The sequence below is a fragment of the Floridaenema fluviatile BLCC-F154 genome (genome assembly GCF_041929135.1).
GTDB lineage: Bacteria > Cyanobacteriota > Cyanobacteriia > Cyanobacteriales > Aerosakkonemataceae > Floridanema > Floridanema fluviatile.
In genome coordinates this window covers 1-21472 of sequence record NZ_JBHFNS010000066.1, presented here as the reverse complement: position 1 = coordinate 21472, position 21472 = coordinate 1, and the positions used below count along the sequence as shown (strand labels likewise).

Below are 21472 nucleotides of genomic sequence, written 5' to 3'. Positions count from 1 at the left end.
TGTCGGAGGTATTATTTTTGCTAACCAGATCCCTGACTTTTTGAAGAAGTCGGGGATCTGAATCTGTGTGTATTATTCGATCGAAATTGATTGTGGCCCACTGCTTCTGCCGTTGTTATCGTCAGTGGTGCTCGAACTAGGAGTGGTAACACCTGATTGTTGATCTAACCAGCTTTTCACTGGGTCATCATTTAAGCTGAGGTGAAGAATACCAGAAAGAAATCCACCCATAAAGGAAACTGGGTGTTGGATTATTTCTTTAAAAACGGGGGTTAGTTCGTCGATAAACATAAGTAATACACTGGCGCAGTGATGATTCCTTTGGGATTGTAGCGCGTAAAATCAGGGATTGGGGAGTAAAATCTCCTAGTAACTGTTTCGCTACAACTCTTACTCAGGTGATAGTTGTAGCCAGGGATAATTTTTTACTTTACTAATTTTTGCTGATTTTTGAGGATTTGCGATCGCTTTTGTTGGTGTTATGGCATACAAGTTTCTAGCAATAAGCTGTTACGCATTTAAAAGTCATATTGTAGGGTGCGTCAGATTTAGATATTTTCCTTTCTACATAGGCTTTACCGTCTGACGCACCCTACTCGTTAATAAGTGATTTAAATGCGTAACAGCTTACAGTTGCGATCGCCGATTCAGGGAACAATCGAGTTATGCTGTGGAACTTAAATAATCCTTAATTGATATTTGCTAAGAAAGTTTGAAATTTTGGTGAATCTGACTGGCAATCGCTTAAATATAAGTATGGTAAAAAAAACAATTGCAACAAACAGTAAAGCTGAATATACATCTGTGTTCATCCGTGTTCATCTGTGGTAAAAAAAAATTCTAATTTTAACAAAATGCTAACCAATATTAACTTAAAAATAGCTGAAGAAATTCGGGTACGTGGTACAGTCCAGGGAGTAGGATTTCGCCCAACAGTTTATCGCCTTGCTAAACTTTGTAATTTGCGAGGTGAAGTTTGTAATGATGGGGAAGGCGTACTGATTAAAGTTGTGGGAATTGCTGAAGCTGTAGAAAGTTTTGTCGATCGACTTCAGAAAGAATGTCCGCCTTTAGCAAAAATTGAAGCGATCGCACGTTTCCCCCTACCTCAACCACCAAACTATACAGATTTTACCATTACTCAAAGTATTAGTAATAAAGTGAAAACCAGCATTACTCCCGATGCTGCAACTTGTCCTCAATGTAAAGCGGAAATCTTCGATCCTTTTAGCCGTTGGTATCGCTATCCTTTCACTAATTGTACTCACTGCGGCCCTCGTTTAAGCATTGTTCGGGCTATTCCTTACGATCGCCGCAACACCAGCATGGCAAATTTTACTATGTGTTCGGAATGCGCGAAAGAATATGCAGATGTCACAAATCGCCGCTTTCACGCCCAACCTGTAGCCTGCCATTTTTGTGGCCCAAAAGCTTGGTTAGAACGAGCAGATGGTAAACCCATTGTATCAGATATGTTCTCAATATTGGACGATGTGGATGCAGTTTGTACTCTGTTGCAACGCGGGGAAATTGTTGCTATTAAGGGCATTGGTGGAATACATCTCGCTTGTGATGCTACCAATGAAACAGCAGTGCAAAAACTGAGAGAACGCAAACATCGCTATCACAAACCCTTTGCTTTGATGGCGAAGAATTTAGAAATTATCGAGAAGTATTGTGTCATCAATGAGTTAGAAAGGGAACTGTTAGAAAGTGCGGTTGCTCCCATTGTACTCTTACAATTAAAAGAACACAATACAGAAATTTTAAAACCTATTGCTGCTTCGGTTGCGCCTAATATTAAATCTCTTGGTTTCATGTTGCCTTACACACCGTTGCATCATCTGATATTGCGGCGCATGGAACGTCCGATCGTCCTCACTAGCGGCAACATTTCCGATGAACCACAATGTATTACTAATGAAGTAGCAAAAGACAAGTTGAGTAAAATAGCTGATTATTTTTTACTACACAACCGCGAAATTGTCAATCGGGTTGATGATTCGGTAGTTAAAGTAGTAGGAAATCGCCCCCAAATCTTACGTCGTGCGCGTGGTTATGCACCTGCGCCAATCCGCTTGCCATCAGGATTTGAACAAGCTCTTCTTATTTTAGCAATGGGGAGTGAATTGAAAAACACTTTTTGTTTGTTGCGAGAGGGAGAAGCGATTTTATCGCAGCATTTAGGGGATTTAGAGAATGTGGCGGCGCTGACAGCTTATCGGGAAACATTGGAATTGTATTTGCATTTGTTTGAGCATAAACCAGAAGCGATCGCACTAGATCTTCATCCCGAATATCTCTCGACCAAAATAGGTAAAGAATTAGGAATTAATCCCGTCTATTCTATTCAACATCATCACGCCCATATAGCAGCTTGCATGGCAGAAAATGGGATAAATTTAGAGACTAAACCGATTTTAGGAATTGCTTTAGATGGTTTAGGTTATGGTGAAGACGGCACGCTTTGGGGGGGTGAGTTTCTCTTAGCAGACTATCGCAGCTATGAAAGATTAGCAACCTTCAAACCAATTGCTATGTTAGGAGGAGAACAGGCGATTTATCAACCTTGGCGGAATACTTACGCTCACCTGATGGCAGGATTTAAATGGGAGGAATTGGAGGTAAAATATAGAGAGTTAGAAATAGTAAAATTTTTAGGGAGACAACCGCGATCGCTCTTAAACCAAATGTTAGCAAAAAAGATTAATTCTCCGTTAGCTTCTTCCGCCGGACGCTTGTTTGATGCGGTAGCTGCTACTTTGGGAATTTGTTGCGATCGTGCGAGTTATGAAGGACAAGGTGCAATCGAATTAGAAGCTTTAGTTGATGATATTTATGAGCAAACAATATATCCTTTTGAAATCATCTCTGCACCAATTTCCTATTTGGAACCTCGGACAATGTGGCAAGCATTGTTAACAGATTTACAACAAGGAGTTTCCCAGAGAGTGATAGCGACTAGATTTCATTTGGGACTGGCAAAAGCGATCGCATCAATGGTAAATCATTTGCGAGAAACTCACTCTTTTACTCAAGTTGCTTTAACAGGAGGTGTCTTTCAAAATCAGGTATTATTAGAACAGGTTAGTAAACATCTAAAGGAGATGAATTTAACAGTTTTAACTCATAGTTTAGTCCCAGCAAATGATGGCGGATTGTCTTTAGGACAAGTTGCGATCGCAGCAGCGCGATCGATCCATAATTGATTGTAAATTGCTTGAGAAAACGGAAAACATGAAAACTTTTACCGCAATTATTGAACGAGATCCAGATACCAGACTCTATGTAGGTTATGTCCCCGGATTTCCGGGAGCACATTCCCAAGGAGAAAGTTTAGATGAACTACAAGAGAATCTCCGCGAAGTAATTGAGATGCTTTTAGAAGACGAGAATCCTGTCTTTCAAGCAGAATTTGTTGGTACTCAACAAATAGTAGTTAAGTAAAATATGGGCAACATTCCTGTTTTGAAACCACAAGAAGTTGTCCGAATCCTAGAAAATTTAGGATTTGTTGAAGTTCGTCAAAAAGGTTCACACAAGCAATTCCGTCATGAAGATGGTCGAGGTACAACAGTTCCGTTTCACAAAGGTCGAGACATTTCGCCTAAACTGCTACGTCAGATTGCAAATGATATTGGTTTGACAATTGAAGAAATGCTAGAGATGGAATAAAAGAAAATAAATTTCAAATTACAAAAGGTAACATAAAATGTGTTTAGGAATCCCCGGTCAAATAGTCGAAATCACAGACGTAAAAAACAAACTCGCCACCGTTGATATTAGTGGCGTAAAACGTCAAGTTAACATTGCTTGCATAGTCGATGATACCCATCCCGTCGAATCTTGTTTAGGAGATTGGGTATTAGTTCACGTCGGTTTTGCTATGCAACGAATAGACCCCAGAGAAGCAGCAGAAACCCTAAAATTACTAGAGGAACTAGCAGAAATTCAAGAATCCCTAACGGTTAGTAATTAACTTTTCACAAATGACCAATGACCAATGACCAATGACAAACCACTATGAAATACATCAACGAATTTCGAGATCCCCAAAAAGCGCAAACATTAATAGAACAAATTCGACAAATAAGCAACCAAATTTCCAGCGAAAAACCGATTAAAATTATGGAAGTTTGCGGCGGACATACCCATGCAATTTTTAAATATGGACTAGAAGATTTGTTACCAAAAACGATCGAACTAGTTCACGGCCCCGGTTGTCCAGTGTGTATAATGCCAAAAGGTAGACTAGATGATGCGATCGCCCTAGCACAACAATCTAACATTATTTTCACAACTTTTGGCGATGCAATGCGAGTTCCCGGATCTAAATATAGCTTGCTGCAAGCTAAAGCGAATGGTGCAGATATTCGCATGGTTTATTCGCCTTTAGATGCGCTACAAATCGCCAAACAAAATCCTGAAAAAGAGGTGGTGTTTTTTGCGATCGGATTTGAAACAACCGCACCTAGCACTGCTTTAACTGTACTCCAGGCAGAGTGCGATCGTGTAGAAAATTTTAGTCTATTTTGCAATCATGTATTAGTTGTACCAGCATTAGAAGCATTATTAGCTAATCCCGATTTGCAATTACAAGGATTTGTTGGCCCAGGTCATGTTAGCACAGTAATTGGTACAGAACCTTATCAAGTTATTGCCGAAAGATATCACAAACCTGTCGTAGTTTCCGGGTTTGAACCTTTAGATATTTTGCAATCAATTTGGATGGTTGTTAAACAGTTGGCAGAAAAACGTTGTGAGGTAGAAAATCAATATAGTCGCTTAGTGCATTCTCACGGTAACGCCGTTGCTTTGGATGCCATGCAACGAGTGTTTGCGGTGAGAGAGGCGTTTGAGTGGCGTGGATTGGGTGATATTCCGCTGTCTGGGTTGAAAATGCGTGCAGAATATGCGCGTTTTGATGCAGAGGCGAAATTTACTTTCCCCGGTAGACAAGTTGCAGATCACAAAGCTTGTCAGTGTGGGGAGATTCTTAAGGGTGTGCTGAAACCTTGGCAGTGTAAGGTTTTTGGCACCGCTTGTACTCCTGAACATCCCCTTGGTGCTTGTATGGTTTCTTCGGAAGGGGCTTGTGCTGCTTACTATAAATATGGGCGTTTGTCAATAGGTAAGCGGGAAGAGGTGAAAGTTAATTAGATTTGGGTTTTTTTTACCACAGATGTTAGCGCAATCTTTTGGTGGTGGAAATGAATTGTGAAAACTTCTTCTTCTTTCTTCTCTTCTTCTTTCTTCGCGCTCTTCGCGTCTTCGCGGTTCAAAAAAAATCTTTTTCACAAATCAATTAAACTCTCTATATGAATATTTCTCATCTAAAAATGCCTCAACGTAAGAAAAAATTTCAGGAACGCACTATTACCTTAGCTCATGGTAGCGGTGGTAGTGCGATGCGCGATTTGATTGATGATGTTTTTGTGGGTAGTTTTGATAATCCCACTCTTTCTTTATTAGAAGATCAAGCGCGAATCGATTTAAATAGTTTAATGTTGTTGGGCGATCGCCTAGCATTCACCACAGATTCTTACGTCGTCACTCCTCTATTTTTCCCTGGCGGTGATATCGGAACTTTAGCAGTTAATGGTACTGTTAATGACTTATCTGTTAGCGGTGCAAAACCACTTTTTCTCAGTTGTAGCGTGATTCTCGAAGAAGGTTTAGAAATTGACACTCTCCGTCGAGTTGTTGATAGTATGAAAGCTACTTCTTTAGCAGTTGGCGTACAAATCGTCACCGGAGATACTAAAGTTGTGCCTCGCGGTTCTGCTGATAAATTATTTATCAATACCACTGGTATTGGTGTAATTAAAACAGGTATTTCTCCCGCTGCTAAAGAGATTCAACCAGGGGATATTGTATTAGTTAATGGTACTCTGGGCGATCACGGTGCTGCTATTTTAGTAGCAAGGGGAGAATTATCTTTGGAAACTGATATTAAAAGCGATTGTCAACCTTTAAATGGGTTAGTTGATGCGATCGTATCCGTTTGTCCAAAAGTTCGGGCGATGCGCGATGCTACTCGCGGCGGATTAGCAACAGTATTAAATGAATTTGCCCAAAGTGCAAATGTCGGAATTCGTTTACATGAATCAGCTATTCCTGTTAAAAAAGAGGTAGCTGGAATGTGCGAATTGTTAGGTTTCGATCCGCTATATTTGGCAAATGAAGGTAAGTTAGTAGTTGTAGTTCCCCCTGATTCAGCAGATGAGGTTTTGGCGACAATGCGATCGCATCCCACAGGCAAAGATTCTCAAATCATTGGTGAAGTTATTGCCAATCCTGCGGGAGTTGTATTGCTAAAAACTGAGTTTGTAACAGAGAGAATTGTTGATATGTTAGTAGGCGAACAATTGCCAAGGATTTGTTAAATGCACGAATTAGGAATTACTCAAAATATTGTAGCGATCGCCACTGAACACGCCAACGGTTCCAGGGTAAAACGAGTATCTCTAGAAATCGGCAAACTAACAGCAATCTTACCTGATTCGATCCGCTTTTGTTTCGATGTTTGTTCTCAAGGAACATTGCTAGAAGGGGCAAAATTAGAAATAATTGAAATCCCCGGTTTAGCCCATTGTCGTCAATGCCAAACCGAAGTATCTTTAGAAATGCCTTATGGTATTTGTCACGCTTGCGGTAGTAACGATCTAGAAATTTTTCAAGGCGAAGAACTTAAAATTAAGGAATTAGAGGTAGAAGAATTATGTGTGTAACTTGCGGCTGTTCTGATGATGCCAATGTAACTGTTACCAATCCCCAAACAGGAGAACACACTCATGTTTTAGCTGACGGTACAGTTATTTCCCATTCCCATAATCACGAACATTCTCACGAACATTCTCACGAACATCATCACAACCATTCTGTTGCCAGCGAAAATGCTCAATTACACGCTAAAATGCACGGAACAACAGTTACTTTAGAACAAAACATTTTAGCCAAAAACGATTTATTAGCTGCCCAAAATCGCGGTTGGTTTAAAGGTCGAAATATCTTAGCACTTAACTTAGTTAGTTCTCCAGGATCGGGAAAAACAACATTGTTAGCGAGAACAATTCAAGATTTAAAAGACAAGGTTGTAATTAATGTAATTGAAGGCGATCAAGCAACTACAAATGATGCCGATCGCATTAAAGCCACAGGTTGCAATGTCGTCCAAATTAACACAGGTACAGGCTGTCACCTAGATGCCCAAATGGTAGAACGAGGATTGCAAGAACTCAACCCTCCCCTTAACTCAATTGTGATGATTGAAAATGTCGGAAATTTAGTTTGTCCGGCTTTATTTGACTTAGGAGAAAGTGCCAAAGTAGCGATTTTGTCAGTGACAGAAGGAGAAGATAAACCGATTAAATATCCCTATATGTTTCGTGCTAGTCAGGTGATGATAATTAATAAAATTGACTTATTACCTTATGTGCAGTTTAATGTCGATCGCTGCATCGAATACGCCCATCAAGTTAATCCACACCTCAAAATATTTCAGGTATCTGCAACAACCGGAACAGGTTTAGATGCTTGGTATCAATGGTTAGGTGTTTAACAATAAAGACTATCCGTAGGGTGCGTTAGTGTTAACGTAACGCACCTTCTTTATGCTAATCCACAGTGAAAAGAGGCAGTTGTAGGGTGCGTCAGATAGGATAATTCTGGGTCAGAACGCTAATTTTATCACTCTGACGCACCCTACTTTATCTAACTAACAACTTGCCTTACTATCATCGGTAATTTGCTATAATCTTGCGCTCATGTCTATTCTATGTTCAACGACATCTTACAACGGATGCGCGAGCTAATTTTAGCTCAACAGTACGTAATGACAGTCCACGCTGAAGAAGAAATGAGTGATGATAATTTAAGTATCTACGACATTGAACAAGGTATCCTTACTGGTGAAATTTTAGAACGCCAAAAAGATAGGGTAACAGCCGAATCCAAATATCGGATTAGAGGCGAAACATTAGATGGAGAAGAAGTTGAGATAATTGCTAAACTCAGTCCGACTGGAAAAGTCGCTATCATTACTGTATATATACCTTAAAACCAAAAGAAAAAAATGATTTGCGATATTTGCGGCACCGAAGGCGTGCGTATTCGCCGAATTGCCAGAACATACGGCAAAGGTGAAAACCTGCTACTGATAGAAAACATTCCCGTAGTTAGCTGTCCTCATTGCGGCGAAAGCTATCTAACAGCAGAAACTCTCCACGAAATTGAGCGAATTAAACAAAACCGTAAAAAATTAGCTGTTGAACGCCCTGTCGAAGTAGCTAGTTTTGCTTAAGCGCAGGGGTTAATGCACCGTAACGCGATCGCACTATTTATTTTTTTCGATCGCAACTTTGAGATTCTAAAATGCTATCGAAAATCGGATAATTTTTCGTTCCCAGGTTGAACCTGGGAACGAGATCTGAGAGGTTCTACCTCCCCCGCTGCGAAATCTGCCTTCTGCCTTTTTTAAGACTCAGGTTTTTGTTCCGGCATTAAACACTTATCAGAATCACAACCTGCTGGCCCTGCTTCTGTCATTTCACCCAAATCATATTGACTCAAAGCTGTATAGAAATTATCAGTTTTACGCCGCAATTTCACCTCGTTCATTAATTGCTCATACTTCTCTTTAGAAATCGGTTCAAAGGGCAACCGAGGGAAAGTTTGCAAATCATCAAATCTGGCTAAAAGTGCCGCCGAAATGTAACCTTCATCATCACGAATTGCTTCGTAAATTCGCTTACCCAAACCCTCTATTTCATTTTCTCGCAACTCAATAGTCGCGCTGGTGTTGTGCCGCACATAATGTTTTTGGACTTGCATATAAAAGTCCATTTGTGCCAAAGCTGAGAACCTACTAATGTCAATTTCATCAGCGCCAGGTAAATCAGCCCAAAGTACAGAAACGGGAATTTCTACCAACCATTCGGAACACCGACGATCGAAGGGATCGTTTAACAAATTCCCATTCTCATCTTTATCAGATTGAGCCGGAATAACATTGTAGCCGTAGTCAATACAAGCAAGAGCTACAGGGTCATTTTTCCTAAAGGTAATTCGCCGAATAAATCGTTGTGCTTTTGGGGGATGCCATCCCGGAGATGCGCCAGTTAATAATGATTTGGTTCCCGAAGGTTGAACGGTAGTACAACGATTTGGGCGTTTGATATTGTGCTTGTCGCAATAATCCCAAACCACCCGATGTACAGTTTCTCGCCAACGATTTAAGTACTCTGCTTCCTGTTCTTTAAACTTTAATCCTTGCTCAGTTTCTAGTCTTCCTTCCGTCCACCAATGCAACCAATCAACACCAAAAGCATTCACAAAAAAGTCAAACAAACCTGTAAAAGAAACCCCTACAATTGGGTCTATTTCTCGACTATAGCGATAACGAGGTTCAACAAATTTGTGATTCAAAAGTGTTGCTACAGATAAAGCACCTGCGGTGAAAGCATCCTCCTGTTCTTGCTCGTTTTTGGGGTCAATTTGATTCAGGTGAATCTCCGAAAGGTTGCAATGGAAGTTCGCACCGATAATTTCCAATTTTGTTAACCTAAAGGCTTTTTATCCTTTAGTTCTGGAGGTTTCCCTCATACCCATTTCTGGGATACAACTGGTCTGTTCCAGTTCAGTTCAGCATATCTTTTAATCTAGTTTATTTAGACTCCGGGGACTCTTGGAGATGTTATATTCTCTTCTGATTTTTAAAGAGTTTCAATCTCTATGCGTTGCACTACCTTAGACTTTTAAATCTTCAGGTTAGCTCAGGATTAGCGTGCCATAAATAATTATTTTTGGTTTAGCTTTCCCTGATTTTCCCCGGTTTTTAACGTGAGGCAAAATTACTAACCACACGGATTTAATCCCAGACGAGCTAAACGATGTTCTAACTCATTAGGAGAAATATTAGGATAGTTTTCTTCTATCCATTCTTTAGCTTTACCTCGATCGTAAGCCTGAAGAAAATCAACTTTTAATTCAGGTGTTTTTAGCAGATCGCAGTTAGCTCTAGCAACAGCTTCTCCAGCCCACTGAATCGCACCTTCACCAGAATAATACTGTGTTCTAACAGCTGCAATTGTTTCTTCTAATGTTGGTTTATGATGAAAAACGCGAGAGTGATTTGCCATTCGCAAAGCATCTCTTTCTGGATCAATTCTCCAGTTTCCATTTTCATCTTGTTGCCAAAGATTTGATTTAGCATTAGCAAATAATTCATCTTCGCTATTTCCTTGGCGCATTCCAGCACTGTTATGTACCAACAAACCATCAGCAATAAATTCGTGATCCTCTTCAACCTCAATGTCAAAAGTTTCCGCTTCACCAGCAGGAGCCACAAACTGAACTTCCATTGGCAACCAATGAGAATTTACTAAGTCTTCAGCTAAGAGGGTATCAAAATTAGCATCTCGGAATTTGCCCGATTTGCTCTGTGAATCTGCGGTAATAGCTCTAGCTGTTTTTGTAATGCTGGGCTGCCATCCTGTTGCTGCTAATTCTTGCACAAATTGATAAGGTAAACTCAAGCCATTCTTTTTAGCTAACTTAAGTTTAAAACCATCCCTGACGGCAAATTGATTAATTAAAGCTACTGCTACAGCTTGGGATTGTAAACCGCGAATATGAATCCAATGACAACCTTCATAGATTCTTTCTCTGTTTGCCAAAGTCTTAGGTTTACGCTCATGTAAAGTAGTAGCAATTCCCAAGGATAAAGCTAGTTTTTGCACCTCTCGCAGGAATTGTAATTTGTTAGAATTGACCAACACATTTCGGGAAGGAGTGCCATCTGCATCACTTAATCCGGCGAGAAAAGCGGCTCGAATTTCTGGTGTACCTTTCCAAACAATTTCAGGAATAATTGGTACACCCCAAGGTTGTTTGTATTGGGCTAATTCAACAGCTAAATCTTTACGATAAACATGAATATGTGCTGTGTTATTTTGATAGCTAACACTAGGACTGTATCCAAGCTGATAAAGAATGCGTAGGCATTTTTCACCTAATTTCCCTTGAAGTCGTGCTTGGGAAAAAGCAAAAGTAACTTGTCCTCCCCCACCATTCCGGCGCTTTGAAGATTCTAGATCGACGTAACCATCTCCAATGTAAAAACCTAATAGCCAAGCAAAGTCTGTGCTAGCACAATCAGATCCTTTTTTGTGAGGTGTTGAAATTAAGCGATCGCCTTTCTGCAATTCGCCTGCATATTTCCAAGTGTACGATCGCAGTCCGTCATAAACAGCAACGCGATGATTAGCAGTACAACGAATTGAAGTAGCAGGAGTACGGATTTCTACGACTTCCTGAATACCTTGGATAAATTTATTCAGCACTGGACGATATTCACCTGATGAAGTTAATACTAACTCCCCAACTTGAATATCTTGAATAGGTTTGATCCCAGAAATTGCTGCCACTTTTGTTCCGTAAGCAATACAGCGGCGAACATTGCCAGCGACGACCACGACTGCTGCTTCATCAATTAATAAACAGCATTCAACTGAATTTAATTGTCGCCCTAATGCTTTATTTAAAATTGCCGCACAACGAAGATAAAGATCGGGCAATTTAATTGGGTTAGCAACTCCACCAAACCCTTTTAATTTTTCGCCAGCCGGACGAACATTACTCAAATCTATGATTACTTTTACTTCTCCAGTAAAGCGTTCATCTGTAGATAATTCCAGTAAAGTTTGATAGGATTTTACCCAACCTCTGCGGCTATCTCCGACATAAATTGTGACTTCATTGCCAACAATTGTAACTTCGGTTTCTTCGCTTCGTTGATTGATGGGAATTGTGCCAATTTGACCTTGCAAATTAACTTTTAAATAGTTGCGAATTGCTGGTAATCGATCGATATACTGAGGTTCTAGGACTGCTCCTGTACCACAGCCCATCATCGCTAAGTCCATCAGCAGTCCAAAAGCTCGCCAGTCACAGATGTTGGTGCTGCTGCAATTGTATCCACCGGAAAAGTTTTCTGGTTGTTCGATCCATTCGGTGCCGCCTACCCACAACCAACGCCCGGAGGAAAGAGCTTTGATTTGGCGTTGCATCCGGTCTAGGATGGCGGTTTCTGCGGGGGTGAGTTTGCCGAGTTTGGTTAGTCCTTGGATGGTACGATCGCACACCTCATCCCAAGTTTCCCGCCCTTTCTCCATGCGGCGACTGTACGTTCTGTAAAATACCGGATTGGCAGCTGGCGCAGTTTCAGGAAATTGACTAGTCTGCTGTACTTTTTCAAGCTCTCGAACCATATTGTTTTTGTCATAGATCAACAGACTCACTATTATATATGGAGTAGAAAGCTTTACAAATTAGACTTTTTGCGCTAAATATAGTTATCCAACTGGTATTCCCAGTCCCCAGTCCCTAATCCCCAGTCCCTAATCCCTGTGTCCCTTGCTCCTTGGCGATCGCATCTCACCCACGCTCTACAACGTAACCGCAGTCTGATTTACTCCCGTTATGTACAACTGGCGACTGTGCGGGAAAATAATCGTCCGGCGAATCGAACTGTGGTTTTTCGCGGTTTTTTAGAGAATACTAATCAATTGAAGTTTGTTACAGATTCCAGAAGTCCGAAAGTTGAGCAAATTGATTACCAACCTTGGGGCGAAATTTGTTGGTATTTTGCTAATACTCGCGAACAATTTCGGATTTCGGGACAGTTAATTTTAGTTAAAAATAATGAGGTTAATTTAGATTTACAACAGGCGCGAAAAATCGCTTGGCAAGAACTTTCTGATGCTTCGCGGGTACAATTTACTTGGCCTGAAACTGGTAAATTGAGAGCAGAAGCAAGAGCTTTTCAAGCACCACAACCGAATCCAAATGAACCTTTAGATAATTTCTGTTTGTTGTTATTAGAACCTGATTTTGTCGATCGTTTAGAGTTGCGGGGAGAACCACAAAATCGATCGCTTTACAAAATAGATAGTAACGGAAATTGGTTTACAGAAGAAGTAAATCCGTAAGCAGGGGAGCAGGGGAGACACCGAGACGCAGAAAATTAAATTTTTACCTTTCCCCTCTGCCCCTCTGCCCCTCTGCTCCTCTGCTCCTCTGCCTTTTATTAAATCCCTGCGCCGTCTAAGAATTGTTGAATTTTTTGATCGCTGATGCGACAGACTAATTTGCGATCGCTGCCTTCGCTGTGAGTCAGGCGTTCACCGCAATCATCTACACTAATTCTTACACCAACTGGAATTGCAACTGGTTTTTGAGATTGTTGATTATTTTGTAGTTCTTCAAATTTTTGTTCTAAAAACTCGATGCGATCGACTAAAGCACGAATCACTTCTGCTTCCGAGTCGGGTAAACTGCCGTGTTCCAAAGGATTGACGCGCACACCAGAACGATAAACGATTCTACCGGGAATTCCCACGACTGTGCAATCAGAAGGTACATCGCGCAATACTACCGATCCTGCACCAATCCGAACATTGTTGCCGATTTGGATATTGCCCAGAACTTTCGCACCTGCGCCGACGACAACATTTTCTCCTAAAGTTGGGTGACGTTTGCCGCTTTCTTTACCTGTACCACCAAGGGTAACGCCTTGGTAAATCAGGGCATAATCTCCGATAATTGCAGTTTCTCCAATCACGACACCCATTCCGTGATCGATAAATACACCATAACCAATTTGTGCGCCTGGGTGAATTTCAATTCCTGTGAGAAAACGGGCGATGTGAGAAATCAGGCGGGGGATGAATGGAATGCCCACCATGTATAGCCAATGGGCGAAGCGGTGCAAGAACAGGGCTTGCAAACCAGGATAGCAGAATAAGACTTCCAGCCAGTTACGAGCGGCAGGATCGCGATCGAAGATAATGCGGAAGTCAGCTACTAAGGCGTTTAGCACGAGCAGATACCAACATTTGGCAATAATTTGGCACTTTCGATCTTAGCGTCATCTGGCACACTTTTGAGTGTGGAGAACAACACTCTATTTTATGGTGATTATTCTTTTGGCTTCTGTGCAACAGGTTCGAGGCGAATCAGTTGACCATCTTGCTCATCGGTGAGAATATACAATAGTCCATCCGGGCCTTGCCGAACATCTCGCACTCGCTGAGAGATGGCAATACTTTCTTGTGATAAAACATTACCTGCTTTGTCTAGAGTAATTCGACGTACATCACGAGAAACTAGTCCACCGGAAAATAGATTTCCCTGCCATTGGGGAAAGCGATCGCCATTGTAAAATGCTAATCCTGAAGGTGCAGTTGCAGGTGTCCAAACTGTTTTCGGATCGACCATACCTGGTTGAGATTTTTGCGCGGAAACTGGCTCACCAGTACTATATTCTCGACTATAAGAAACCACAGGCCAACCATAATTTTTGCCAGCTTGCACAAGATTAAGTTCGTCACCCCCACGGGCACCATGTTCATTTACCCAAACTTGATTATTGATGGGGTCGAAAGCTATACCTTGAATGTTGCGATGTCCATAACTCCAAATTGCCGAATTAGCATTATTATTTCCCACAAATGGGTTATCTTTTGGGATAGTGCCATCGTCATTTAAGCGGACAATTTTACCAAGATGACTTTGTAAATTTTGTGCTTGTTTGCGAATTAAGTCGCCATCAAGTCGAACTGGGGGATTGCCACCATCACCGATCGATATTAACATTGTGCGATCGGGTAGCCAGAGAATCCGCGAACCGAAATGTTGCCCTCCTGATTTGGTGCGGTTAACTTCAAAAATTACCCGGACATCTTGTAAAGCTTTACCATCAAATCTAGCTCTTGCTACTCTAGTACGATTAGCTTGCTCAGTACCATGAGCATAAGTTAGATAAATCAACCGATTTTCGGCAAAATTCGGGTGAACTGAAACATCCAGCAAACCGCCTTGATTAACCGCAAATACTTCAGGAACACCTGTTACAGGTGTTGGTTCTAATTTACCATTGCGAACAACCCGTAACCTTCCGGGACGTTCGGTAATTAACATTGTGCCATCAGGGAGCCATGCTATACCCCAAGGGTGTTCTAAGCCTTGTAATACAGTCACTTGGCGGAAGTTTTCTGTAGTGGGTGCGGACTGAGTTTGTTTTACTGTAGAGTTAGTTACTGGTTGGGGCGATGGGGAAACCTCAGTAGGTGAGGTAGTAGTTTGGTTAGTACATCCAGCGATCGCCAACAGTACAATACCTTTAGCCACAGGGAGTAAAAAGGTTTTCCCCCATTGTTTCCTAAAAATAGTTCCCATCATAGTGCGTCGCGAACCCACAATTCTCAGTCCTCAGCGAAAATTACTCTCTAATAAGTAAAGTATAGTTACCTCTTACGCCTTCGTCTTTGGAGCCTACCCAAATTTGATATTCTCCAGCTTTCCAGTTTTTGTCGTCAATACTGCCGATACCGCAGCGAATTACGCCATTTGGCCCTTTAACAACTAACGTGGTGGAGGTGCGACCGCTGCGGAGTTCTAATTTCAGATGGGGGAAGTCTTTTTGCAATGTTAATACGTGGTCAGGAGTGGCGCTGGTGCTGTATCCGATGCAGAAGTTGTTGTCGCGATCGCGATTAGCAATAGAAAATAGGGAGTAGGAACCTGCGGTGGAACCTGTAGCGATCGCACTAGAAGGTTCAAATCCTGGTGCTACATTAATAGCACCATAATTAGCTGTTTGGGCGACTACAGAAGAAGCGCAAAGCAATGTTACCCAAGCGAGAAATCGGGCGTGTTTGAAGTGCTGAATTGGTTGTTTGGACATAGTAGCACCCCCTGTTTTGTTGTAAGTAGAAATATCTTTTCATCTCCAAGTTATTTCAGAGTGCGATCGCCTCTTACCGATGGCATGACAGTTTAATTTCTGCACACTTTTTTTTAGCAGAAGAGAGAATTTATTGAGAAGTTTCGGTAAGAAAAAACCCGGTTATTTAGATATAAACCGGGTAATTAAGGATATTTATTGGCTTTGTTTATGATTCAGGTAACTTATATTGATTAACAATGCGTTTGGCGTATTCTGGAACATGAGCCTCTAATTTTTCTGGGTAATTTCGCTTCACATATAAATAGTTACGAGTGAAGTGTGAATCAATGGAAAATCGGGCATATTCCAAACCTTTCGGGCCAATTTTTTCAATTACTACGCCCATTAATTTCGCTGCCCACATCGGGAGAGTTACGCCTTTGTCGTAGGCGGGAATGCTTTGCTGGACTGCGTTGCGTCTGTCGCCAGAAGAGTTTACAGGTTGAGTTTCTATCTGGTCTTTGACTAAATCTAGCATTTCTTGTCCTGTATCATTTCTGACAAGAATCCACTGCCAACCAAAGGGTGCGCCCATGTATCCGACAACTAAATCTGCTAAACTGTTGACGTAATCAAAACAGGTCATGCAGGAAGGTGCAAAAACGTCTTTCAGTTCTTTGGTATTTAAACCGAAGAAGGGGACTGTTTCGATCGATCCATCTTCATGTTTAAAATGTACGCGGAAGTCCTGCATAAATTCGTAATATACTACTGTTTCTGGTGACTTGCTGGTAGTGTCGAGGAATTTTTGCAATCCGGCGCGAGTGACATTATCTACACAGGGAGTACCTAAAACATAGAGCTTTTCTAAACCTAGTTGTTTTTCGACGGCGCGTAATGCTTGAATTTGACAACCAACGCCGATTACTAATAGCCGTTTCATGCCAGATTGTTCTATTTGTTCTAGCACAGAAAGGTTGGGTGAAAGTGTGGGTTTGTTGACTTTAGCAGCGAGAATTTCTTCTGGAGTTCGGGCGATAATGGGCATTGGTTGAAAGCGGTCTTCTTTGGTATTTTGGACGCAGACAACGCCTTCGACCATGCCACGATTGAGCATTTCAATTGCGATCGTACTAACTATTCCCGTCCATTGTGCGCCAGGGATTGGCTGTTTTTTGCGTGCTGCCATCATATCTTGGTGAACGCCAAAATACCAATCATCTTGGTTTTCTAGGTTGCGACTGCGCCCATGAGTTTCTGCTTCTAACTCGGCTATTTGCTGATTAATAAAAGCGCAAGCTTCCTTGACATAATGAATGTAATATGTATCGCAAAGCCCACATTCGCTACAAAGATCTTTAGCGGGGCGGCGACTGGTTGATTTGAGGGCTTTGGCTTTTTTGTGTTTGGGGGAATCTACGGCAGTCATGTAAATTTATTCTGTTATGCAAAAGATAGCTTTTATTAGAATACTTTATTCTCATTGAATGAGATTGTCGATTAATCGCTTAAATAAAGACACAGATCTTTTTTTTTGAACCGCAAAGGAGGCAAAGGACGCGAAGAAATTAAAGATATGCAATTAGACAGTAAAACTCAACTGAGAGTCAGGCAAGAAAGCCAAAACAATATTGTCTTTGGAAATTCCTTGAGCAATTAAATCATGAGTTATGCCATGCTCCATACCATCGTATTCGATATAAATTTTTCCATCTTGTAAGGTAATATAGATTAGATTACCTCTGACTCGTTTGCCGCTATCCCAACCTACTTGCATTAGAGCATAGCGATCGCGCATTTCATCAAAAACAGGATCTAATCTGATGTTGCCATGAGAAGGACGCAGTTTAGCGTATTTGAGAATTACCTGTTTTACTATTTCTCGATAACTTGCGGTGGTATCCATTGTTTTACCTCTATTTTGCGTGAGTCTATAATTAGCATTTTTAAAGGAATTTCAGTGACAACAAGTTCGCCAATAGGTTCGCTAAAAATATTGCTATAGGTTATGTCTGTTACAGCCAGATAGAGTTCGCGTAATGGATCAATTTTATCAAGTAATAATCGATAAAGAATATATTGTCCAATTGCTTGCTCTAGATCTGCGATCGCAGACTGACCTCGAAAATCTTTAATTTCTATTGCAATTCTGCTATTTTCCCTTTTAGCACCAATAAATTGTCCTGATATGCGATCGTTACTGGTTAATTCAGTAGCGGCTAAATCTACAAATAAAAATCGTTCACCGTAAGAGATAACATAGGGGTCATCTGTAATCTCCCAGCCATCTTTAATCAGTGCTTGTTTAACAATTTGGTGAATACTATCTCTTGGCGGCATTTCTCATTGGCAAGTTAACATTGTTTTTATTACGATACCTTTAAGGTTATGAACTTTGCGATCGAGATTGAACAAGAGGAAGACGGACGCTGGCTGGCTGAAGTGATTGGGATGCCAGGTGTGCTGGCTTATGGAGAAATAAGGGAACAAGCAGTTGCTAAAGTTCAGGCGTTAGCGTTGCGAGTGTTGGCGGATAAGCTGGAACACGGAGAAGTAATGCCTGATTTGTTGAGTGTTTCTTTTGTAGCAGCATTAGTAAATAGTGATCGCACCTTTCCTCTTCTTCCTTCCTGCCATTAAAATGAATAATGGGTTTCGTGCCTAAATTTTAACCATTGACGTTTTATAACTTTTACGCTACTACTAAGTAGATTTACAAGATAACAATCCTTTAGTAATATGAACTCTGCAACACCCACACGCCAACAATTATCCCAAGCTATAGAAGAACTTCCTTCGGAAGTTCTTCCTGAATTAGCAAATTTTATTGAATATTTACAGTTTAAGGTTAGTTCGACTCCGGCTTTAAAAAAAGATGAACCAGAAGAAAGTAATTTTTTGATGAGTATTGCTGGTCTAGGAGAATCTGAGGAAACAGATTTATCCGAAAGAGATGAAGAAATTTTAAAGTCAGAAGTTGATCCAATTCGAGGCTTTTCTCATCAAGGACACGAGCAGTAATGACAGCGATTGTAGATACTAGTTTTTTATTGGCAACGGTTAATAGTAAATATAAAAATCATCGTTCGGTAATCGATGTTATTAGTAATTTAAAGGAACAATTAGTTTTACCAATGACTGTTTTACCAGAAATTAGTTATTTAATTGCTTCTCGCTTAGGGCATCATAAGATGAGACAATTTTTAGCTGAATTAGTCAAAAGTAATGTAATTATTGAAGGAATTAATAAAACTGATTTAGAAAGAGTAACGCAGATTTTAAACCAATATTCTGACAGTGAATTAGATTTTGTGGATGCAACAATTATTGCCATAGCTGAAAGAATGAATGTAACAAAAATCCTCACACTGGATCGACGTGATTTTGCGATGGTTCGCCCACAACATTGTACTTATTTTGAAATACTTACTACCTTAGAAAAAGCGATCGCCCCTCTCCCCCTCTTTCTTCTTCTCTTTCCTTCGCGTCCTTCGCGTCTTCGCGGTTCAAAAAATTAACCCTCTTGCATCCCAACAAGATATCCTAAAAAAAGAACCCCAATAACTTGCCAGCATGAACTCCCAAAACGCTAGACAACTGGCATTTCTCACCTTACGAGATATTCACAAAGGCGCTTATGCAGATGTCGCCTTAGATCGCTTTTTGCGTGCATCAAACCTCAACGATATCAACCGCAAATTTGCCACCGAATTAGTTTATGGTAGCGTCAGAAGACAGCGAACTCTGGATGCAATTATTGACCAATTAGGTAAAAAGAAAGCCCATCAACAACCAACCGATATTCGCACAATTTTACACTTGGGTTTATATCAATTACGATATCTGACTAATATTCCCGTTTCAGCTGTTATAAACACCACTGTTGAATTAGCAAAAGAGAATAAATTTGCTGGACTTAGCGGGGTTGTAAATGCTTTGTTGCGCCAGTACGATCGCATCTCCACCCCCAACCAAGACCCCTTAATTTTACCAGAAAACCTGGTTGAAAGATTAGGAATTTTCTACAGTTTCCCTGATTGGATAATTGAATTGTGGTTAAAACAATGGGGAGAAGCGGAAACGGAAAAGTTGTGTGATTGGATGAATCAAACTCCGGCGATCGATCTCAGAATTAACCCGTTAAAAACTACAATCGAAGAAGTAGAAACAGCCTTTAAAGCAGCAGATATTTTAGTCAGGAAAATTCCTCATCTTCCCCAAGCTTTAAGGTTAATGGGAAGTACTGGCGCAATTCAAAAATTACCAGGTTTTCAAGAAGGTTTCTGGACGGTACAAGATAGTAGCGCCCAAATGGTAACACATTTGTTAGATCCGCAACCGGGAGAAATTATAATTGATGCTTGTGCGGCACCTGGAGGAAAGACGACACATATTGTAGAATTGATGCAAGATGTTGGGAAAGTTTGGAGTTGCGATCGCACTCCCTCCCGCTTAAAAAAACTCCAACAAAACGCGCAAAGATTGGGTTTAAAATCAATTGAGATTTGCACTGGCGATAGTCGCAACTTTTCTCAATTTACCAATTTAGCCGATCGCATTTTACTCGATGTACCCTGTTCCGGTTTAGGAACTTTACACCGTCATGCTGATGCACGTTGGCGACAAACTCCCGAAAATGTTAAAGAATTAGCAATTTTACAGAAAGAATTGTTGGATAGTGGATCTAAATATGTCAAACCTGGAGGAATTTTGGTTTATTCTACCTGCACTTTGCATCCTTTAGAAAACGAACAGGTGATTAAAGATTTTCTCGCCTCTCATCCAAATTGGCAAATTGAATTACCTGCTGCTAATTCACCAATCTACTCTTTTGTCGCGCCAGAAGGTTGGATTAAAGTTTTGCCACACCGAGAACAAATGGATGGGTTTTTTATGGTACGTTTGCGATCGACCGCAGAAGGTTTTAACAAATAATCACAGTTGTCTATCAGACAATTCTTGATTACTCTAAGAGATAAATATAGGGAAGAAGCAATGGTTTCAGATTCAGATATTACAATTCTATTAAAGATTCTCATCGGTGCGGCTTGGATTGATGGTAAAATTCAGTCAGAGGAACGCGATTATCTCTATCGGCTAGCAAAAGAAAAGGGTGTGGATAACGATCCCGAAATTTATCCCTGGCTCTATGAATTTCGCACCGTATCGCCCAATCAATGTTATGAATGGGTGCAAGAATATTTAGGCGATCGCCCTTCTTCCGAAAAATGCCAAAATTTAATAGAAGAGATTAGCGCCTTAATTTACAGTGATAGCGATGTCACCTCAGAAGAAGCACAACTAATCACCACTATTCAACAATTAGATCCCGCAAATAACCAACCACAGTCAATGCAAAGTGCTGTTTTGGGTTCCATTCAAAAACTTTACAAACGTTGGGTGTTAGATCAAAATTAGCGATCGCCACAGGAATTTTTCAGATTAAGATTTCAGATTTAGCTGGGAAATTCCTTCACCCATTAACAATCTGAAATCTCCGATCTGAAATTATCTTAATGGAACAATTCATCTCCCGTTACAGCGTAGCTTAACGGGAGATGAATTGTGACCAATTAACTCAGATTGAGCGTAGCAAATCGACATTTTTGTGAATTTGTGCTACTATAAAATTGGTGATTGGTCGATTAACCATGATAGTCTACGAGTTCAAGTTGAAAGGGAAAATAAAGCAGTGTCAAGCAATTGATGAAGCGATTCGCACCTCTCAATTCATCCGAAATAAAT

24 protein-coding genes and 2 pseudogenes are annotated in these 21472 nt (G+C 40.8%); 17 read left to right on the top strand and 9 right to left on the bottom strand.

The annotated features are described in order from the left end of the window. Positions 1-72: 72 nt before the first annotated feature. Positions 73-291 carry a hypothetical protein gene (locus ACE1B6_RS17215; RefSeq protein WP_413258483.1) on the bottom strand — a complete coding sequence of 73 codons (219 nt, stop codon included), beginning with the start codon at positions 289-291 and terminating at the stop codon, positions 73-75. 563 nt (positions 292-854) lie between these two features. Here ACE1B6_RS17215 and hypF point away from each other — a divergent pair. The 10 genes from hypF to ACE1B6_RS17165 all read left to right on the top strand — a co-directional run bounded on the left by hypF (position 855) and on the right by ACE1B6_RS17165 (position 8302). Continuing rightward, complete coding sequence (hypF, locus tag ACE1B6_RS17210) at positions 855-3209, top strand: carbamoyltransferase HypF (RefSeq protein WP_413258482.1); 2355 nt, start codon at positions 855-857, stop codon at positions 3207-3209. 28 nt (positions 3210-3237) lie between these two features. Continuing rightward, a complete protein-coding gene (locus tag ACE1B6_RS17205; RefSeq protein ID WP_413258481.1) occupies positions 3238-3447 on the top strand; it encodes a type II toxin-antitoxin system HicB family antitoxin in 210 nt (69 codons plus the stop codon). 3 nt (positions 3448-3450) lie between these two features. Further along, complete coding sequence (locus ACE1B6_RS17200) at positions 3451-3675, top strand: type II toxin-antitoxin system HicA family toxin (protein WP_413258480.1); 225 nt, start codon at positions 3451-3453, stop codon at positions 3673-3675. Between the two features lie 37 nt (positions 3676-3712). Then, positions 3713-3979: a HypC/HybG/HupF family hydrogenase formation chaperone gene (locus ACE1B6_RS17195; RefSeq protein ID WP_413258479.1), complete on the top strand. Its 267-nt coding sequence runs from the start codon at positions 3713-3715 to the stop codon at positions 3977-3979. 44 nt (positions 3980-4023) lie between these two features. After that, positions 4024-5160 (top strand): hydrogenase formation protein HypD, encoded by a 1137-nt coding sequence (gene hypD / locus ACE1B6_RS17190; RefSeq protein ID WP_413258478.1) that lies wholly within the window; start codon positions 4024-4026, stop codon positions 5158-5160. 158 nt (positions 5161-5318) lie between these two features. Next, entirely contained in the window at positions 5319-6386 is a 1068-nt protein-coding gene (gene hypE, locus ACE1B6_RS17185; RefSeq protein ID WP_413258477.1) for a hydrogenase expression/formation protein HypE, read from the top strand. Further along, complete coding sequence (hypA, locus tag ACE1B6_RS17180) at positions 6387-6731, top strand: hydrogenase maturation nickel metallochaperone HypA (protein ID WP_413258476.1); 345 nt, start codon at positions 6387-6389, stop codon at positions 6729-6731. After that, entirely contained in the window at positions 6722-7561 is an 840-nt protein-coding gene (hypB, locus tag ACE1B6_RS17175) for a hydrogenase nickel incorporation protein HypB (RefSeq protein ID WP_413258475.1), read from the top strand. Before hypA ends, hypB begins: the two co-directional genes overlap by 10 nt. A 216-nt stretch (positions 7562-7777) precedes the next feature. Then, the gene (locus ACE1B6_RS17170) at positions 7778-8059 is read left to right on the top strand and encodes a DUF4258 domain-containing protein (protein ID WP_413258474.1); all 282 of its coding nucleotides are present in this window, start codon (positions 7778-7780) and stop codon (positions 8057-8059) included. Between the two features lie 15 nt (positions 8060-8074). Next, positions 8075-8302, top strand: coding sequence for a type II toxin-antitoxin system MqsA family antitoxin (locus ACE1B6_RS17165; protein ID WP_413258473.1), 228 nt, complete (start codon positions 8075-8077; stop codon positions 8300-8302). Positions 8303-8475: 173 nt separating this feature from the next. Here the strand turns inward: ACE1B6_RS17165 and nrdJ are convergent. Further along, a pseudogene (gene nrdJ, locus ACE1B6_RS17160) lies at positions 8476-9549 on the bottom strand (ribonucleoside-triphosphate reductase, adenosylcobalamin-dependent); the annotation flags it as partial. A 305-nt stretch (positions 9550-9854) separates the two neighbouring features. After that, positions 9855-12269: an LAGLIDADG family homing endonuclease gene (locus ACE1B6_RS17155; protein ID WP_413258471.1), complete on the bottom strand. Its 2415-nt coding sequence runs from the start codon at positions 12267-12269 to the stop codon at positions 9855-9857. Positions 12270-12407: 138 nt separating this feature from the next. Here ACE1B6_RS17155 and ACE1B6_RS17150 point away from each other — a divergent pair, with 138 nt between their 5' ends. Beyond that, on the top strand, positions 12408-12989 hold the full coding sequence (locus tag ACE1B6_RS17150; RefSeq protein WP_413258470.1) for an Npun_F5749 family FMN-dependent PPOX-type flavoprotein: 582 nt from the start codon (positions 12408-12410) through the stop codon (positions 12987-12989). 98 nt (positions 12990-13087) lie between these two features. Here ACE1B6_RS17150 and cysE read toward each other — a convergent pair whose 3' ends face one another. From cysE to ACE1B6_RS17120, 6 genes are all read right to left on the bottom strand, one after another. After that, positions 13088-13879, bottom strand: a complete 792-nt coding sequence (cysE, locus tag ACE1B6_RS17145) for a serine O-acetyltransferase (protein ID WP_413258469.1) — start codon at positions 13877-13879, stop codon at positions 13088-13090. Between the two features lie 98 nt (positions 13880-13977). Then, positions 13978-15237, bottom strand: a complete 1260-nt coding sequence (locus ACE1B6_RS17140) for a PQQ-dependent sugar dehydrogenase (protein ID WP_459563050.1) — start codon at positions 15235-15237, stop codon at positions 13978-13980. 43 nt (positions 15238-15280) lie between these two features. Further along, positions 15281-15745 carry a hypothetical protein gene (locus ACE1B6_RS17135; protein WP_413258467.1) on the bottom strand — a complete coding sequence of 155 codons (465 nt, stop codon included), beginning with the start codon at positions 15743-15745 and terminating at the stop codon, positions 15281-15283. Between the two features lie 208 nt (positions 15746-15953). Beyond that, positions 15954-17156: a Coenzyme F420 hydrogenase/dehydrogenase, beta subunit C-terminal domain gene (locus ACE1B6_RS17130; RefSeq protein WP_413258466.1), complete on the bottom strand. Its 1203-nt coding sequence runs from the start codon at positions 17154-17156 to the stop codon at positions 15954-15956. 153 nt (positions 17157-17309) lie between these two features. Then, positions 17310-17633 carry a XisI protein gene (locus ACE1B6_RS17125; RefSeq protein WP_413258465.1) on the bottom strand — a complete coding sequence of 108 codons (324 nt, stop codon included), beginning with the start codon at positions 17631-17633 and terminating at the stop codon, positions 17310-17312. Next, positions 17603-18067 (bottom strand): XisH family protein, encoded by a 465-nt coding sequence (locus ACE1B6_RS17120; protein WP_413258464.1) that lies wholly within the window; start codon positions 18065-18067, stop codon positions 17603-17605. Before ACE1B6_RS17120 ends, ACE1B6_RS17125 begins: the two co-directional genes overlap by 31 nt. Before the next feature lie 48 nt (positions 18068-18115). Here ACE1B6_RS17120 and ACE1B6_RS17115 point away from each other — a divergent pair, with 48 nt between their 5' ends. The 6 genes and pseudogenes from ACE1B6_RS17115 to ACE1B6_RS17090 all read left to right on the top strand — a co-directional run. Further along, on the top strand, positions 18116-18367 hold the full coding sequence (locus ACE1B6_RS17115; RefSeq protein WP_413258463.1) for a type II toxin-antitoxin system HicB family antitoxin: 252 nt from the start codon (positions 18116-18118) through the stop codon (positions 18365-18367). Positions 18368-18466: 99 nt separating this feature from the next. Then, positions 18467-18748, top strand: a complete 282-nt coding sequence (locus ACE1B6_RS17110; RefSeq protein ID WP_413258462.1) for a DUF2281 domain-containing protein — start codon at positions 18467-18469, stop codon at positions 18746-18748. Beyond that, positions 18748-19245, top strand: a complete 498-nt coding sequence (locus tag ACE1B6_RS17105) for a type II toxin-antitoxin system VapC family toxin (protein WP_413258461.1) — start codon at positions 18748-18750, stop codon at positions 19243-19245. The genes ACE1B6_RS17110 and ACE1B6_RS17105 overlap by 1 nt, the downstream gene beginning before the upstream one ends. A gap of 55 nt (positions 19246-19300) precedes the next feature. Then, complete coding sequence (locus ACE1B6_RS17100) at positions 19301-20662, top strand: 16S rRNA (cytosine(967)-C(5))-methyltransferase (RefSeq protein WP_413258460.1); 1362 nt, start codon at positions 19301-19303, stop codon at positions 20660-20662. Positions 20663-20722: 60 nt separating this feature from the next. Beyond that, entirely contained in the window at positions 20723-21145 is a 423-nt protein-coding gene (locus tag ACE1B6_RS17095; protein WP_413258459.1) for a tellurite resistance TerB family protein, read from the top strand. A 233-nt stretch (positions 21146-21378) separates the two neighbouring features. Continuing rightward, positions 21379-21472, top strand: a pseudogene (locus tag ACE1B6_RS17090) (transposase); the annotation flags it as partial.